Annotated in this window: 17 protein-coding genes; 2 read left to right on the forward strand and 15 right to left on the reverse strand. The window is 39.9% G+C overall.

Going from position 1 to position 16,131, the window contains the following annotated elements:
- Positions 1-420: 420 nt before the first annotated feature.
- From J2S05_RS14875 to J2S05_RS14925, 11 genes are all read right to left on the reverse strand, one after another.
- The gene (locus J2S05_RS14875) at positions 421-1,179 is read right to left on the reverse strand and encodes a 5-oxoprolinase subunit PxpA (RefSeq protein ID WP_306984120.1); all 759 of its coding nucleotides are present in this window, start codon (positions 1,177-1,179) and stop codon (positions 421-423) included.
- Positions 1,180-1,195: 16 nt separating this feature from the next.
- Complete coding sequence (locus J2S05_RS14880; RefSeq protein ID WP_306984123.1) at positions 1,196-2,194, reverse strand: 5-oxoprolinase subunit C family protein; 999 nt, start codon at positions 2,192-2,194, stop codon at positions 1,196-1,198.
- Positions 2,195-2,923 carry a 5-oxoprolinase subunit PxpB gene (gene pxpB, locus J2S05_RS14885; RefSeq protein ID WP_306984125.1) on the reverse strand — a complete coding sequence of 243 codons (729 nt, stop codon included), beginning with the start codon at positions 2,921-2,923 and terminating at the stop codon, positions 2,195-2,197.
- A gap of 28 nt (positions 2,924-2,951) precedes the next feature.
- Positions 2,952-3,659: a response regulator gene (locus tag J2S05_RS14890; RefSeq protein ID WP_306984126.1), complete on the reverse strand. Its 708-nt coding sequence runs from the start codon at positions 3,657-3,659 to the stop codon at positions 2,952-2,954.
- Positions 3,659-5,266: a DcuS/MalK family sensor histidine kinase gene (dcuS, locus tag J2S05_RS14895; protein WP_306984129.1), complete on the reverse strand. Its 1,608-nt coding sequence runs from the start codon at positions 5,264-5,266 to the stop codon at positions 3,659-3,661. The genes J2S05_RS14890 and dcuS overlap by 1 nt, the downstream gene beginning before the upstream one ends.
- A 186-nt stretch (positions 5,267-5,452) precedes the next feature.
- Positions 5,453-5,836 carry a DUF1516 family protein gene (locus J2S05_RS14900; protein ID WP_306984131.1) on the reverse strand — a complete coding sequence of 128 codons (384 nt, stop codon included), beginning with the start codon at positions 5,834-5,836 and terminating at the stop codon, positions 5,453-5,455.
- A gap of 85 nt (positions 5,837-5,921) precedes the next feature.
- A complete protein-coding gene (locus J2S05_RS14905; RefSeq protein WP_306984180.1) occupies positions 5,922-6,437 on the reverse strand; it encodes a CcdC family protein in 516 nt (171 codons plus the stop codon).
- 111 nt (positions 6,438-6,548) lie between these two features.
- Complete coding sequence (cyoE, locus tag J2S05_RS14910) at positions 6,549-7,490, reverse strand: heme o synthase (RefSeq protein WP_306984132.1); 942 nt, start codon at positions 7,488-7,490, stop codon at positions 6,549-6,551.
- A gap of 313 nt (positions 7,491-7,803) precedes the next feature.
- Entirely contained in the window at positions 7,804-8,778 is a 975-nt protein-coding gene (locus J2S05_RS14915; RefSeq protein ID WP_306984134.1) for a 2-hydroxyacid dehydrogenase, read from the reverse strand.
- Positions 8,779-8,904: 126 nt separating this feature from the next.
- Positions 8,905-10,038, reverse strand: a complete 1,134-nt coding sequence (locus J2S05_RS14920) for a bifunctional cystathionine gamma-lyase/homocysteine desulfhydrase (RefSeq protein WP_306984136.1) — start codon at positions 10,036-10,038, stop codon at positions 8,905-8,907.
- Positions 10,022-10,957 carry a PLP-dependent cysteine synthase family protein gene (locus J2S05_RS14925; RefSeq protein WP_306984182.1) on the reverse strand — a complete coding sequence of 312 codons (936 nt, stop codon included), beginning with the start codon at positions 10,955-10,957 and terminating at the stop codon, positions 10,022-10,024. The genes J2S05_RS14920 and J2S05_RS14925 overlap by 17 nt, the downstream gene beginning before the upstream one ends.
- Before the next feature lie 114 nt (positions 10,958-11,071).
- Between J2S05_RS14925 and J2S05_RS14930 the strand changes: the two genes are divergently transcribed.
- Positions 11,072-11,716 carry a class I SAM-dependent DNA methyltransferase gene (locus J2S05_RS14930; protein WP_306984138.1) on the forward strand — a complete coding sequence of 215 codons (645 nt, stop codon included), beginning with the start codon at positions 11,072-11,074 and terminating at the stop codon, positions 11,714-11,716.
- Between the two features lie 59 nt (positions 11,717-11,775).
- On the opposite strand, the gene J2S05_RS14935 is transcribed toward J2S05_RS14930, so the two are convergent.
- Positions 11,776-12,957, reverse strand: coding sequence for a M20 metallopeptidase family protein (locus J2S05_RS14935; RefSeq protein ID WP_306984140.1), 1,182 nt, complete (start codon positions 12,955-12,957; stop codon positions 11,776-11,778).
- 182 nt (positions 12,958-13,139) lie between these two features.
- On the opposite strand from J2S05_RS14935, the gene J2S05_RS14940 reads away from it, so the two are divergent.
- Positions 13,140-13,298: a Fur-regulated basic protein FbpA gene (locus J2S05_RS14940; protein WP_306984141.1), complete on the forward strand. Its 159-nt coding sequence runs from the start codon at positions 13,140-13,142 to the stop codon at positions 13,296-13,298.
- Between the two features lie 35 nt (positions 13,299-13,333).
- Here the strand turns inward: J2S05_RS14940 and J2S05_RS14945 are convergent, their stop codons facing one another.
- The 3 genes from J2S05_RS14945 to J2S05_RS14955 all read right to left on the reverse strand — a co-directional run bounded on the left by J2S05_RS14945 (position 13,334) and on the right by J2S05_RS14955 (position 15,950).
- Positions 13,334-14,116: a class I SAM-dependent methyltransferase gene (locus J2S05_RS14945; RefSeq protein ID WP_306984143.1), complete on the reverse strand. Its 783-nt coding sequence runs from the start codon at positions 14,114-14,116 to the stop codon at positions 13,334-13,336.
- Between the two features lie 26 nt (positions 14,117-14,142).
- Positions 14,143-14,718 (reverse strand): GNAT family N-acetyltransferase, encoded by a 576-nt coding sequence (locus tag J2S05_RS14950; protein ID WP_306984145.1) that lies wholly within the window; start codon positions 14,716-14,718, stop codon positions 14,143-14,145.
- Between the two features lie 200 nt (positions 14,719-14,918).
- Entirely contained in the window at positions 14,919-15,950 is a 1,032-nt protein-coding gene (locus J2S05_RS14955) for a class F sortase (RefSeq protein ID WP_306984147.1), read from the reverse strand.
- Positions 15,951-16,131: the final 181 nt, after the last annotated feature.

The following is a 16,131-nucleotide window of genomic DNA, read 5'->3' on the forward strand; positions in this document are numbered from 1 at the left end:
TGTAGTTAACCATGAATTTAACTTCATTTGATGATTCTTTTGTAGCTTAAACTAGACAGAGGAATTTATTAGCGAATTACATTCATTAACTTCAATTCGGTACACGAGTACATTTATAAATAAGTCATCGAAAAGTTTCTTCACTGCTCTTTGAGATTCATTTACTATGCACTATAAATTTGCATGTATTGTACTCTATCCTAGCGGACGGGATGGGAGGCCGACTCCTGCAGGAGGAGAGGGCAGGTGGAAATCCACCGGCGTAGCCGGTTAGTTCCACGCCCGCCTGCGGAAAGCGTGCCCCAATCCCGGTAGCGGATTCTGAACACTAGTTATTGATTGTCCTCTTATCCTAAAATCTCTTTCACCGCAGTTAAGCCCTTCTCGATGTGAGAAGGGCTTAGGTATTATGGATATTAATTAGAGTATGGAGGTAATTTCGATGCCTTGTTTGGTTAAGTGGTTTCTGAGTTCTTTTACAAATAACAAGGCATGCTCGCCGTCACCGTGAACACACACTGTGTCAGCTTTCATTGGGATGATACTTCCATCTACGGCTGTGACTGTTGATGTCGTGACCATCTGTAATACTTGTTTGACAGCTTGTTCGTGATCGGTAATTAATGCATTCTCAGAGGTTCGTGGTGTTAACGTGCCGTCCGGTTGATACGTTCGATCGGCAAATACCTCATTCGCTACCTTTAATCCATGTTTTTGACCGGCTTTTATCAGTTCACTTCCCGATAAACCAAACAAAACTAGATCCGGGTTAGCATCTTTTACTGCCTTGGCAATTGCCTCAGACATAATTGGATCAACAACCGCCATATTAAATAAAGCTCCATGTGGTTTAACATGTTGCATCGTTTGCTCATTTAGACGACAAAAGCCTTCAAGAGCACTAATCTGATAAAAAACAAAGTTATAAATGTCTTCAGGTGTTGTTTGAATGGGTCTTCTTCCAAACCCAAATAAGTCACTAAAACCAGGGTGTGCGCCAATTCTTGCTCCATGTTCCTTAGCTGATAACACCGTTTTGGCCATTGTATTATGGTCACCAGCGTGGTATCCGCAAGCCACATTTACCGAAGTAACAAGTGGTAGAATCTCTTCGTCATTACCCACTTTAAATACACCATAGCTCTCACCTAAATCACAGTTTAAATCAATTTGTGTCATATTCGTTCCCCCTACATTAACCTACTTTTACACCTTTTAATGAAATCGCCGCTTTAATCTCTGCAATGTCTCGTTCAGCTTGAATATATATCTGTTCTGCCTCCTGAAGAGATACCTCTTCAAAAAGCACGGACTCACCTGGCTTTAGTTGGGCGAGCTTTGGAATATCAACAATCATGACCTGAGCAATCCGTGGATAGCCTCCTGTGGACTGTCGATCAGCAAGCAGTATTATGGGCTTCCCACCTGGTGGAAGTTGAACAGTTCCTAAGGTTACAGCTTCCGATAATAATTCAAATGGTTCAGACAATTCAATGTGTTGATCTGTATCGAGTCGATACCCCATTCGATCGGATTGAGAAGAAATTTGAAAGGCTGTGTCAAAAAACGTATTTTGACTCTCTTCTGTAAATCGATCAAAATGTGTTCCTTTTAATACGCGAATAGTGGTTTGTTCACGATTTGGAACAAATGAATTAGACACACGCCATTTAGGAAATAATTGCTGATTTGATAACTGGTTCATATATTGCTTTGCATCCTTTGACATCGGATGGACCGTTAATGTATCACCTTTTTTTAAGGCTCTACCCTTATATCCACCTATTCCTGCACGTAAATAGGTGCTTTTGCTTCCCATGACAACGGGCACATCGTATCCTCCTGCAATTGAAAGATAAGCACGACAACCTTTTTTTAATGGTTCAAAATGAAGAAGTGACCCTGCTGGGATGAATAGAGGTGTATTTAGATGAAGCCTCTTTCCATTCATAACCGGAAGCATGCCTCCACCTGTTACGGCAATAAGTTGCTCTTCATCAAACTTTAAAGAAGGTCCCGTCATTGTCATTTCGAGGACGGCCTCATGTTCTGCATTACCAACAAGCATATTCGCAATTCGTAAAGACCGAGTATCCATTGCTCCAGTTACAGATACACCTTGGCTCATATATCCGATACGTCCTAAATCTTGAATAGTTGTTTGCAACCCAGGTTTCACAACTTGTATATTCATTTAGACACGCTCCTTTAAGCTATGATATTCCTCTAAGGAGATTGGTTTAAACATGACAGTATGACCTGGCTTTAACAAGCTTGGTTCATCTCTGGTTAAGTCAAACATATTTATTGGTGTCCGACCAATCAACTGCCAGCCTCCAGGTGTAACCATTGGATATACACCGGTTTGTTTACCAGCGATCCCAACTGAACCAGCCGGAATTTCTAATCGTGGCTGTTGCTTACGGGGGGTAGCAATGGATTCTGACATGCCTCCCAAAAACGGGAAGCCTGGCGCGAAACCAATCATATACACCTGGTAACTGCCACTAGAATGAATGGAGATCACTTCCTCCACTGTTAGCTGATTATGAGCAGCTACTTCTTCAAGGTCAGGACCTAAAGATGAATCATAGCAGACTGGAATTTCAACAGTTTCTGAATCTTTATTTGTGTAAGTATCTTTACTAGTCTCAATAAACTCGTCCAGTAATTGGCGTACTGTATCACTCGGACTAAGCAAGGAAGCCGGGTTTGCTGATAATACAAGGGCAGGATTATAAAAAACAGCTACACCTGTATAACTTGGTAAACACTCAACAAAACCTGGAAAGGGAGATGCTTCAAGGAGATCAATCAGCGCAAGGATGTTTTTGTGTGTGTCTGAATCAATTTTGTTATCAAATTGAACAACCATTGTTGTTTCATTTAATGAATAAATAAGTGGAAAAGACGTCTCTCCCATTTTGTACTCCCCCTTTATTTAGTAAATCTTAAAGATAAGGTTCGATCAACTCATCACAGCGAGAACTACATGTATAACGAAAAACCGGTCGGCCTACAGATCCATACACCATGTTCACAAGCAGTACTTCCGAATCCTCGAGTAGTTTTAGGTATTTTCTAATAGAGACCTGAGATATATTTGTATCGTTTGCGATGTCTTCAGTTGAAAAAGCCGAATCTCCTCTGTTCTGAATGGCTTTCCATACAACATGTAAAGTAGAGCGAGTTAATCCTTTAGGTAATGTTGGCTTTTCAATATGTGTAGACGTATTCTGCATTAACTTATCTAATTCTTGCTGGCTCAATACTTCTGATTGTGATGTTCTGCTCATACGACTTTTATACATGTGCAAAGCATGTTGGAATCGGTCAAAGGTAAAGGGTTTTATTAAATAATCGACTGCCCCATGACGTAGCACTTTTGAAATCGTATCAGATTCTGAAGCTGCAGAAATCATCATGACATCAACAGCTAGATCTTTCCTCCTAATTCGTTTCAAAAGATCGATTCCGTTTTTTCCTGGCATGTAGATATCTAAAAGAACTAAATCTACTTTCTCAGCCTCAATGACATCCCATGCTTTTTCAACACCGGGTGCGATTCCAACCAATGAAAATCCCTCGCTCATTTCAATGTACCTTTTATTCAGATCTGCTACCATTGGGTCATCTTCTACAATTAATACATGTATCATTATTCTTCGCTGTCTCCTTGCTCTTTGAATGGTATATAAATCGTGAAAATTGTTCCTATACCTACATCACTAGTCATGAGGAGATCCCCCTTTAGATTCGTCACACTTTGTTCAATTAGTGCTAATCCAAATCCACGGTCCTCTCCTTTAGTTGAATACCCTTTTTTAAATACTTTCTCCTGTTGCTCTTGATTCATTCCTTGTCCTGAGTCACTCACTTCAATCCTCAATTGACCTTGCTTCACTTTAAGCGAAAGTTCTACCAATTTTTCGTCCGAACGGCTTACAGCCTCTACAGCATTCGTTAATAAATTTCCGATGATTGTGACGAGTTCATAAACGACATCGGGATCTCGATATTTAGGAATACTTTCCTGAATTTCTAGGTTGAAGTCTACGCCTTGTTCCCGTATATAACTTTGTTTCCCTATTAAGAAGCCTGCCAAAACTGTATCTTTTACATTTCCCATAATTTGTTCGGTTTCATGCCCACTTACTTCTGTAAATCGAGCTAAATAATGAGCTGCCTGATCGAATTGTTTAAGGTGAATCAAGCCTTGGAGGACATGGACTGTATTCATAAATTCATGGGTTTGAGCCCTTAATGCATTGGCATAAAGCTTAACTCCAGTCAGCTGTTCAGCAAGCATGGCTACATCCGTTTTATCCTTAAACGTTGCAATGGCTCCAACCGTCTGATTTTTGATGCGCACGGGTACTTCATTAATTAACAGTTCAAAGCCTTCCATCTTAATTTTCCGATCGAGAATTGGTGTGTTTGTGTTTAAGACATCCTTTAACTTTGTTCCAGGCAATACTTGCTCTACGTCTTGTCCAATGAGGTTTTTGTTTAACCCCATCTTCCTAAAGACTTCATTTGCCTCTGCATTTGTTAGTCGTACTAATCCATTTTTATCAATCGCAACAATACCTTCTTTTGTCGATTCAAGCATAGCACTTCTTTCTTCAAGAAGAGTAGCGATTTCCTCAGGTTCAAGGTTGTACATTAGCTTCTTTACCCGTCTAGCGAGAAGAACCGCTCCGATTACCCCAACTATTATACTTAAGATCATTCCCATATAAAGCGGACGTAGCATCGTTCCAATAATATCCTCAATCTGATTTAAGGTGATCCCAACAGCAACAGCCCCTATGAAATCACCATCAGCATTATAGACAGGACTAAAGGCTCGTAAGGATTCACCTAACGTTCCTCTAGCTGTCGATACATATTCTTCCTGTCGCTCTAATGTTTTTTTCTCGTCTCCACCCTCAAAAGGAAGCCCCACTAAATCAGGATTAGGATGAGAGCGCCTTATGCCCTCGCGATCAAGCACAACAACAAAATCAGTATTTGTTGCCTCAATTACGTAATTTGTATAGTTTTGTAGTTCTTCGTTCAGCTCTAGTTCTTGCTCTAATGCGTCATGCACCATGCTTGTACCTGCAACCATACGTGCTGTATTCAGTGCAATTTCTTCTTCTTGCTCTTGAATGGTTTGAGTGGTTTCCAAGCTTATCATATAAAATGTAACAGCCAGTGAAACTAACACAATTAATGTGACAAAAATTGCAAGTCGTCGCTGTAATGTCCATTTTCTTTTCATTTCATTCCTCTTCCTATTACACATGGGCTTTTTTCATGAAAATAAGTATACCACTCAGAGTTTACGCCAACAAATAGATATTCGTAATCTGCTATTTCAACATCTATCTGTTCTACTAGATCATACCTTCTCCACAACAATAAAAAAAGTACTGCGGAAATTCACTCTCCGCAGCACTTTTTGTCATTAAATGAATCCTAATGTAACAACAGTAACGATAAGAATAATCAAGATAATCCAGAACGAACCGGTAGTATCTTTTCTTTTGGTTCTGCCCATGATCACTTCCATCATTCCGATTAGCATAATAGCAAGTAAGCCTTTAACAAGATAAAGAATGTAAGCACTCACAAAGCTACCTAGACTTGGGCTAAGGTTTAGATAAATGACAAGCATACCTATACCAGAAGCAAGCATAATTATGTAGAATAAACGTACGATCATATAAACAATTTTTGAGGCTTTAGGTTTACCCCAGCGATATAAGAAATACGCAACTAGAAAAAATAGAATCAGAAAAGCCCACGAACCCGCATGCGACTGATAGAAGATATTTAACAATGTATCCATTTAGTCCACCTCCTTTTATTAATTTAATCCTCTTCTTATTATAGAGGTTTTTTTATTAAACTACACCCTAAAGAAAGATCCGATCTTATTTGTACGGTGCAGGTTCACGATTCGTTGAGATAACCGTTGGTCCACCTGAATTGTGCAATTGCTTTTCAATTTTACGATAGGAAAAATACATGGAAATTCTCCAAGGTAAAATCATGCCATATGCTAAAAGGAAAAACATACCTGATAATTCCTCTGGGTTAATGTCTTTACCAAGAAAGGCACGAAAGGCGACACGAATAATTAATAGACCCATCAATATAAACATAAATGCTTTTGAGCGTTGTAGAAAAATCTGACCATCTCTTATTTCAAACTTCGAGGTGGCAATTAGAAAAATAGAAAAAATCATTCCAACTGCAAGCGCTTCCGCAATTTGTAAAGAAGCAGGTCTTGTTGGTTCATACAAAAACATCAAAAATCCAGTAGACATAAAGATTGGAGGAAGAATAATTTTTTTTAGTGAGGCTGGTTTTTTAGACGCTTTCATTCGAACAAGAAGCGCTATTCCACCCATCACGATAGCAAGAACAATTGGAATGAGGAGTAACATATTATCCAACTTGGCGTCCCCTTTTCAATTTAAATTCACTTAAATGAAGTGTAGTGAAACATAAAAGCCTGTCCCGCAAACAAAATTGTCTGCAGAACAGGAATGCTCACATTAGCCATTTATATACATTAGGATAAGCGAATAACCAATAATTAATGCAAAAAGAATCGTAATGTGATTTAAAGAGTAGATAAACATAGCTGTTGCCCATTTGTAATCACTCATTTTTTTGTAACCAGCAATACCTAGAATCATCCATCCAAGTGTCAGCACAAAAGAAGTGATTGCAATTGTTTTACTAAAGGGAAGAAATAACACAGATGATGCCAGTAAAACGACAAGATAAACCAGTGTTTGAATTTTTGTCCGACGAATTCCTTTTACAACTGGAAGCATAGGTACACCTGCTGCCCGATAATCATCAAGCTTGCGAATGGCAATGGCATAGAAATGCGGCATTTGCCAAATTAACATAAGGACAAATAGACCGATTGATGCGGGATGATAGATATCAGATGATACAGCAGCCCAACCAATTAGTGGAGGCACCGCACCAGACAAGCTTCCTACCTCTGTATTATAAATCGTACTTCGTTTAGTCCAAATCGTATAGGGGACGGTGTATAAAAACAATCCCAAGAAACCTAATAAAGCAGCTAATGGACTTGCAAATGCTAGCAAAATCATACCCACTACTGCAAATGAAATACCAAGTATAAGGCCGTTTTTAGTGGAGACGGATCCGGTCACAGTTGGACGTTTTTTGGTCCGTTCCATTTTTGCATCGATATCACGGTCATATAAATTGTTAAATGTACCCGCAGCACCAATCACTAAGGAGCTACCAAGTAACGCTAATATAATTGAACCCATATGATCAAACAAAGAACCACCATGGATAAACAATGCTAAGCAAAGTCCCGCAAACATAGCAAGTACATTTGATTTTATGATTCCTGTTTTTATGGTTTCAAAGAGAATACCCGCATAATAGGATATATTTGAAACTGAAGTTGTTTGTTCAACTGTTTTCTCTAACTTCACACTTTTCATTTGGGACTCCTCTCTCAGTATAAAGACTTGCCCGCCACAGCAAAGTCAAGCCACTGATTTATTCAAAAAAGAGTCTTTCTTGTTCTTGGCTAAATGACACTTTTTAAAACCGTTTGGCTCACTTATTTAGTCTATCATAATCCTTCACAATTGCTAGATTCACATTAGACATTCCAAAAACCTGTCAAACCTTTGTGAATACTTTTTGACAAGATGCTATCCAGAAGTTGTGAAAAGATTCACTTGCCAAGTGTATTATACGCTCTTTTTTATTGATTGCAAGAGTTTCGTTTTCCTAACTATAAGGAGCGAATTATGAACGGACCTCCCCATTAATTGGGGTTGGTGGACAGGCGCCTCCAAGCGCAGCAAGCATATTATCTGCAGCAAGCTCGGCCATCTTGTGGCGAGTTTCATGAGTAGCAGAACCAATATGAGGAAGAGTTACAACATTTTTCATTGTTAATAAAGGATGATCAACCGGAACAGGCTCTTCTTTAAAAACATCTAGGCCAGCTGCATAAATCTCCCCTGTCTCAAGCGCTTGGACTAGTGCATCTTCATCTACTGTTGCTCCTCTAGAGCCATTAATAAACACAGCCGTTTTTTTCATAAGCTGAAATTCTTCTTTGCCCATTAATTCATACGTTTCTTTGGTTAAAGGTGTTAAAAGACATACCACATCTGATTCCTTTAATAATTCTTCTAACGAACAATAGGTTGCATGATGATTTTGTTCTGCCCATTCGTTTCTCGAACGATTATGATATATAATCTCCATATCAAAGCCGGCTTCTGCACGTTTGGCCACAGTTTGTCCTACTCGTCCCATCCCAATAATACCTAGCTTTTTATGGTGAACATCAAGACCGAAATGCTCTTTTGAGATATTTGCTTTCCAGTTCCCACTTTTCACAAGCTGATCTAATTCAACAATCCTTCTTCTGGTCGCCAAGATAAGTGACATCATTGTGTCAGCCACTGTATCATCTAGAACAGTAGGTGTGTTGGTAGCCAATACGCCACGCTCTGTTAAATCATCAATGTTGAGATTATCATAGCCCACTGTAATATTGCTCACTACAGATAATTTAGGAGCTTTGGCTAAAAGGTCTTTATCCACTTTCAAACCAGATCCAAGAACCGCTTCCGCATTTGTAAGCTCTTTCATAAATGAAGAATGATTTTCTTCATTTAACTTTTCATAATATGTAACTTCACAACTCTCCTGAATACGAGCAAGTACATCTTCAGGTATACGACTGTAAACAATAACTTTTGGTAACACGCAAATCCCTCCAAAATTCTTCTTTATCTCTAGTATAACAGAGCCTGAGATCAGGCAAAGGAATTTGCGCCTTTTTTTAAATGGAGGGAGTCTTTTTTCTATAGAACCACTCCCTCCACCTTTTATCTATTGTTTTAGAGAGTGATCTAAGTCTTCTAATAAATCAGCTGTGTCTTCTAATCCGATTGATAAGCGAACTAAGCCGTCTGTGATTCCTAACTTTTTACGACGATCAGCTGGGATTGAAGCATGAGTCATTCTAGCCGGTAGTGAGATTAGACTTTCAATTGCTCCAAGACTTTCTGCTAAAGTAAAAAATGTGGTTGCTCCTATCAATTTTTCGGCTCGCTGCTCACTTCCAGTCTCAAATGAAAGAATGCCACTAAATCCTCCCGCTTGACTTTTGTGGAGAGAATGACCTTGATGCGAAAGGAGCCCCGGATAATATACCTTTGAAACAGTTGAGTGTGCCTCTAGAAAACGAGCAATTTCATTGGCGCTCTTTTCAATTTCCTCCATGCGTATCCCTAATGTTCGGATGCCTCTAATTAACAACCAGCTGTCTTGAGCACCTAATACTGCCCCAATGGCATTTTGGAGATATGCTAATTCCTCAGCCAGTTCCTTTGAATTCGTCACGACTAGCCCTGCTAACACATCACTGTGTCCTCCAAGATACTTAGTTGCACTATGAAGGACTATATCTGCGCCAAGTGTAAGTGGATTTTGCCAATAAGGAGTCGAAAAGGTATTATCCACAATGGTTAGTAATCCTTTATCTTTTGCTAGCTGGCTAATTTTCTTTATGTCTGTAATAGACAATAAAGGATTTGTCGGTGTTTCTAGAAAGATAGCTTTTGTTTTTGGCTGAATAGCTGAAGCGACCTTGTCTAAATCAGTGGTATCAATAAAATCCGCAGTAATACCTTCTCTAGATAAGACCTTCACGATTAGTCGATATGTTCCACCATACACATCTTCTGATAAAAGAAGATGATCTCCACTAGAAAACAGCTTGAGGACTGTAGTAATCGCAGCCATGCCAGAAGCAAACGCAAACCCCGCCTTTCCTTCTTCCAAATCAGCAATAAGTTGCTCTAGAGCTGTCCTTGTTGGGTTAGCTGTTCTCGCATACTCATAGGAAAATTGGCCAACTTTCTCTTGTTTAAATGTACTAGATAAATGTATAGGAAAACTGACTCCACCTGTCTGCTCATCTTGAGGAATCCCGCCATGAATTAACTTAGTTTTCTTTCTCATCTTTCTCCTCCTCATAAATACCTGTACTTAAATAACGTTCACTCCCATCAGGAAAAATCGTTACCACCGTTGTTCCTTCCGGAGCGGATTTCGCCTCGCGTACAGCAGCTTGAAAGGCTGCTCCAGATGAGCTACCTACTAACAGACCTTCTTTCCGAGCTAACTCACGCACAATTTGGAATGCGTCTTTATCTTGAATGGTGTGAATTCCATCAAACAAATCTGTCTGAATAATCGGTGAAACTCGATCCATACCAATACCTTCTGTCCTGTGAGGTCCAGGTTTCCCGCCATTTAATATCGATCCCTCAGGCTCCACAATCACAGTTCGAATGGCGGCATTTTTTTCCTTCAGATACTTAGCTGTGCCTGTAAATGTTCCTCCAGTTCCTGCCCCAGCAACAAAAATATCGATTTCTCCATCTACTTGACTCCAAAGCTCTGGCGCTAACGTTTCATAATACGTTAGTGGATTGGCTGTATTGCTAAACTGCTCGGGACAATAACTATCCGGAAGCTTTTGTGATAATGAATGTGCATAATCAATGGCTCCTTGCATCCCTAAAGACCGTGGTGTCTGAATCACTTTGGCACCCAATGCCCTCATCATTTGTTGCTTTTCGAGACTAAAGCCTTCCGGAACAATACAATACACAGTAATATCCGTACCTACAGCTGCAAGAGCTAACCCAATCCCTGTGTTGCCTGCAGTTGGCTCAATGATATTTCCTTTCGGAGAGATGTGCTTTTCGTTTAGTGCATGCTTAAGTAAGTAGGCGCCCAAACGGTCTTTCACACTCCCGCCTGGATTTAAATATTCAAGCTTTGCAAGTACCCTCACTCGATTTGGTAACGGGACATACCTAATCTCAACTATAGGAGTCCAACCAATCAATGTATGAACACTTTTATGAACCAGTTGAAACGCCCCCCTTTACTTCACATATATATACATTCCAATCGGTTTTGTTCCCTTTTTTTGTTTTATACATACGTTATCAATATCAACTTTAGAGATGGGTGTGAACATAAAGTGGGAACTGATTTTACTGAGCTATTTAATCAATGGGCACCTTCATATGATCAAACCGTTGCAGGATCAGACACTCAATACGAAGAGGTCTTTCAAGGGTACGCGGCAATACTTGATGCAGTTGTAGGAGAGGCGAAAGGACATATTCTTGAATTTGGAGTCGGAACAGGAAACTTAAGTAAGAAGCTACTTGAAAAAGGATGTAAACTAACTGGAATTGAACCCTCTAGTAAGATGCGAGAGGAGGCAACTAACAAACTACCTACACTTTCATTACTTGAAGGAGATTTTCTAAACTTTCCTCCTTTAGCACATCAAATAGACAGTATTGTTAGCACGTATGCTTTTCATCATTTAACCGACACAGAAAAAGCCATTGCTTTTAAGCGTTATGCGGCTCTCTTATCAGAGAAAGGTCGTATTGTATTTGCTGATACAATCTTTGAATCAGAAGAAGCAAAGCAGAAAAAAATTGATACTGCAGAAGAAAAAGGCTATGACCGGCTAGCCGCTGATTTACGTAGTGAATTTTATACGACATTGCCTACAATTCGAGCGATGGCGGAAGAAGCTGGTTTCTCCGTTACAGTTAAACCGCTTAATGCTTATGTTTGGTTGTTTGTTGCAGTGAAGGGATTAGAATAGAGGGGGAATAGTACAAAAGAAGCTCCAAAGCCATATAGCTTTGGAACTTCTCATTCTTTTTATTCTGTAAAACCAACATACTCATCAACGATCGCCAAAAACATTTTTCCTATGTTATGAAGAGCTTCTTCATTAAAATCAAAACGCGGATGGTGGTGAGGGAATTGGGTACTACTATCCTCTGTTCTTCCGCCAACATGGAAAAACACACCGGGTCTCTGCTCTAAATAGTAAGCAAAGTCCTCGCCACCAAGTGACGGGTTCACAATGATTGGTACATCAGCTCCAAGATGTGTGCTTGCGATTTCACGAACGGTTGCTGTTTCTGCTGCATCATTCACAACCGCAGGATACCCTTTTGTATAATTCATTGTGTATTCTGCGTGCGATGCTTGGCATAATCCGCTGACTATATCATTCATTTCTTGTTCAATAAACACTCTTGTATCTGGGTTATATGTGCGTACAGTTCCTTCGATTTTTGCCGTATCAGCAATGACATTAAATGCCGTGCCCGCTTGAAACACACCAACTGTGACCACAGCTGGATCAATTGGATTGACACGTCTGCTGACAATTTGTTGCAGGTAATTGACGAGCTGGCTTCCGACTACAATTGAATCAACTGTTGTATGAGGCTTTGCTCCATGCCCACCTTTTCCTTGAATCGTAATGGAAAAAGAATCGGCAGCAGCCATAACCGCCCCTTCTCTTATCGCTACTTTCCCCAAAGGAATATCAGAGGAGACATGAGCACCAAATACTTTATCTACGCCTTGAAGCGCTCCTGCTTCAATCATTGATTTAGCTCCACCTGGTAACAATTCTTCAGCATGTTGAAAGATTAGGACAACCGTACCTTTTAATCGCTTTTTTTCAGATGCAAGAACTTTTGCCACTCCAAGTAATGCAGATGTATGCCCGTCATGTCCGCAAGCATGCATCACTCCATCCACAGTTGAACGATAAGGAACGTCGTTAAGTTCATGGATCGGCAAGGCATCAAAATCAGCACGCAATGCAATAGTTGGTCCTTCTTGATCTCCTTTAACATAGGCAAGGATTCCATTACCGCCAACATTTGTTTTCACCTCAAGATCAAAACTCCTTAACGTCTCAGCAATATAAGCCGCGGTTTTGGTTTCTTGAAAGGAAAGCTCCGGATTTTGATGTAAAAACCTTCTCCAGCTAATAACCTGTTCTTTCTCATCCTCAAGCTTTTTCACTAACAATGTCGACATATGTATCTCTCCTTCTCCTCTAAACTCTCTCCCATTGATTCTTTCTAGGTTACGTAATTCACCCAGAAAAGTCCACATATTTTAATTCGCACTTGACTGATAGGAATAGATTGTTTATAGTGAGTATACCAAACTTACCGGACAACCGAAAGGAATAATATATAAGAAAAGGAGGGTGCTAAGTGGGGAGACTTGAAGATGCTGTAGAAATACGAAAACAACAGTTGATTCATAAGTTACTTAAGCATCACATCTATAAGAAAGATGGTCAGCAACTGTATGAATTAACTCTTTCTGAGATTGAAAGAGTCCATTCCGCATTATATAGAAAGTCTTCATAAAAAAAGCGAGGTTGGCATTAGCCACCTCGCTTTTCTTATGGTTTATGTGCTTCTAACACAAATGTCTTTGGAATGCCTTTGTCATACACATCACTTGATAAATTAGGCTCTTCTTGCAATCGGCTAATCACCAACCCAGCACTGGCTGCTGCCGTAACAATTTCACCAAGAGTCCATTGTCTAAGCATGACGGAGGAGGCTTCTTTTGAATCATACTTTGAAAAAGAAACATCTTGCTCGATTAAGGCGGTTTCAAAGTAATCTCCTGTCACCTTATGTTTACGAACTTTTGCCGTACTTCCTTTTGACGTAATAAGCTTTGTTGAGACCGGATGAAAGTCCCGAATGATACACTTTCCACGCTTCGTAAGTATGGAATGAATCATCTTAAAAAATGGCACAAGATCATTAAAGTAATGAAGAATTCCCATCTCGGCAAATACGATATCAAAGCAATCAAGATCCTTATCTGGAAGATCCAAAACATCGCAAAGGAGATAAGTAATCGTAACATCTGCCGCTTGAGCAAGCTCTAGTGCATAGCGTTGATTTCCTTCAGAGAAATCAGCCACAGTCACGTCTGCTCCTAATAAGGCTAGGGGAACAGCCTTTGTTCCGTTCGACCCCATAAGATTCATGATTTTTTTAGTCTTCACGTCTCCAAAATGATCTAACAAGGTGAGCAGTGGTTTCTTCGGTTGGTCCACTATTTTCGCAGCCGCTTCCTCAGGAGGACCAAAGCGAGTAATCCAAGCTTGATAGGATTGCTCATTCCAAGCATTTTTGTTCTCAGTTGATGTAAAACGTTCCTGGTTCAAAATGTCCACCTAATCTATCGACTCATTTAGCCGATTAAGTTTTTTATCATATGATAATATGGGTGACCATATAATTCAAACGTTTCATGCACGGTAAAATCAAATCGCTTGTACAAACGCATGGCATGTTCATTCGATTCATCTACATTGAGCGAAAGATATGTGTATCCTTTATCATAGGCTTCTTCTTCAATCGCTTCCAGTAGCATCGAACCAATTCTTTGATTTCGGAAATCTTCAGCCACAGCAATGGAGTCAATATAATATTCATCGTTTTTTGTTTCAGGTTGAATAGATGGGGGTGAAACAGAGAAATATTCTCCCATCTCTTGACTTAGTTTCTTGTCATAATAATGTGCATCATCGTGATGATACACAATGGCTATAGCAGCAATTCGTCCCTCCAGCTCACTTATCAAGAAGTTATGATAACTGAAGCGATTCCCTTCATTTGCAAATAGATGTGCAAGGAAGTCTAGGTAGCTCTCTTTTGGTGTTTCACGAATAGTTTTAAGATCAAGTGTTTCCAGAATAGAATAGGTCAATTCATTAATCTGTCGTATATCTTCTTCGTTCTCATTCTCGGTTGCGAACCGTATCATGATGAGCCTCCATAGTGATTTAATGTGTACTATTGTGCCTCTGGCAAAACTTGAGTACGTTTTCTGTCTCAAAAGCCACAGAGGCATTTCAGTTATTATATGAAAAATCAAAGGTCTTGACTACTATTTCCCCTTACTATATGAGGAGAATGAAAAAAAAGACCAAGCCCTATATGATCTCTAAGGCTTGATCTTTACTTTTATTCATCTGTATTCACTAGTTCTGATCGCTCTGATTCTTGACCATATAGATCTACAGACGTGATATAATATCCGTTTTCTCTCTGATCCTCAGGCAATGTGAAGCTTTTTCTTTCATGTGCAGAAAGACTTTCAATATGCTCAAATTGATCTGTATCCGTTTCTTGGTAGATACGGTATCCAGCAATAAGATCGTCTCTCACAGCATGCCATGTCAGGAAAGCCCCTTGAACCTTTACATTGTCTGGTGCTTGAGGAACATCTACATCTAATTCAAAATCTTCTTCTACAAGTTCTGTGTAGACAACCAATCGTTCATCGTGCGTTCCTGCTTCACGATTAAATGTTCCAGAACAAGTAATCAAATTAAGACTTCGAGTATCGGTTGCTCCAAAAATATCATTCATCGGCGCATCATTGCGATCGTAGCTCTCTTTGCTTTTCACTTCAAATGTAAGCTCATTTCCATCACTGTCTAAAACAATAATCTCGTCACCTTCAACTAGATCTTCAAGTTCAAAGAATACAGCTGGACCTGTTTTACTATCCACGTGTCCAGCCATGACCGAATTACCAATCGCCCCTGGATTGGTACCAGGCTCAAACCACCCAACACCATCGACATCCTCTGGTACTCCCATTTGCCCATTATCTAGTATCCCTACGTCTTCTATCGTTGCTTCTACGTTAATTGAGGGTATACGTATTTCTACTGGGTCCACTCCTTGATTCTTTTCTTGCTCGTGATCTTTAATCTGAGATTGAATGGCTTCTACTTCTTCTAAAATAGCCGTATCTACAAAGGTGAATTCTGAATCACCTTCTCCAGGAATATTTAATGCCTGCTCAACATCAGTCTCTTGATCAGCTTGCTCACTAGAGTCCTCTGAACCTGTTTGTTCAGACTCATCCTGATGAGCAACTTCTGGCATATTTGTGCCTTGACCCGGGCTAGGTGTCGATGCCGTACTAAAGGCTACAAGCCCTGTAAGCAGAATAGCTATTGTTAGAAAAGTAGATAACCACTTCATCTCAATCAACTCACTTTACCAGAATCTATTTTAAACGTTATGCTTGATCTTGATTCGTTTTACGACGGAATACAAACAGTCCAGCTAGTGCAGCTGCTGCCAATCCGCTTAACCAAACCATCATGGAAGAATCGTTACTTGCGCCACCAAATCCTGTTTGAGGCATTTCTTCTGGCATAGA

Source organism: Alkalicoccobacillus murimartini (genome assembly GCF_030813245.1).
Classification (GTDB): domain Bacteria; phylum Bacillota; class Bacilli; order Bacillales; family Bacillaceae_D; genus Alkalicoccobacillus; species Alkalicoccobacillus murimartini.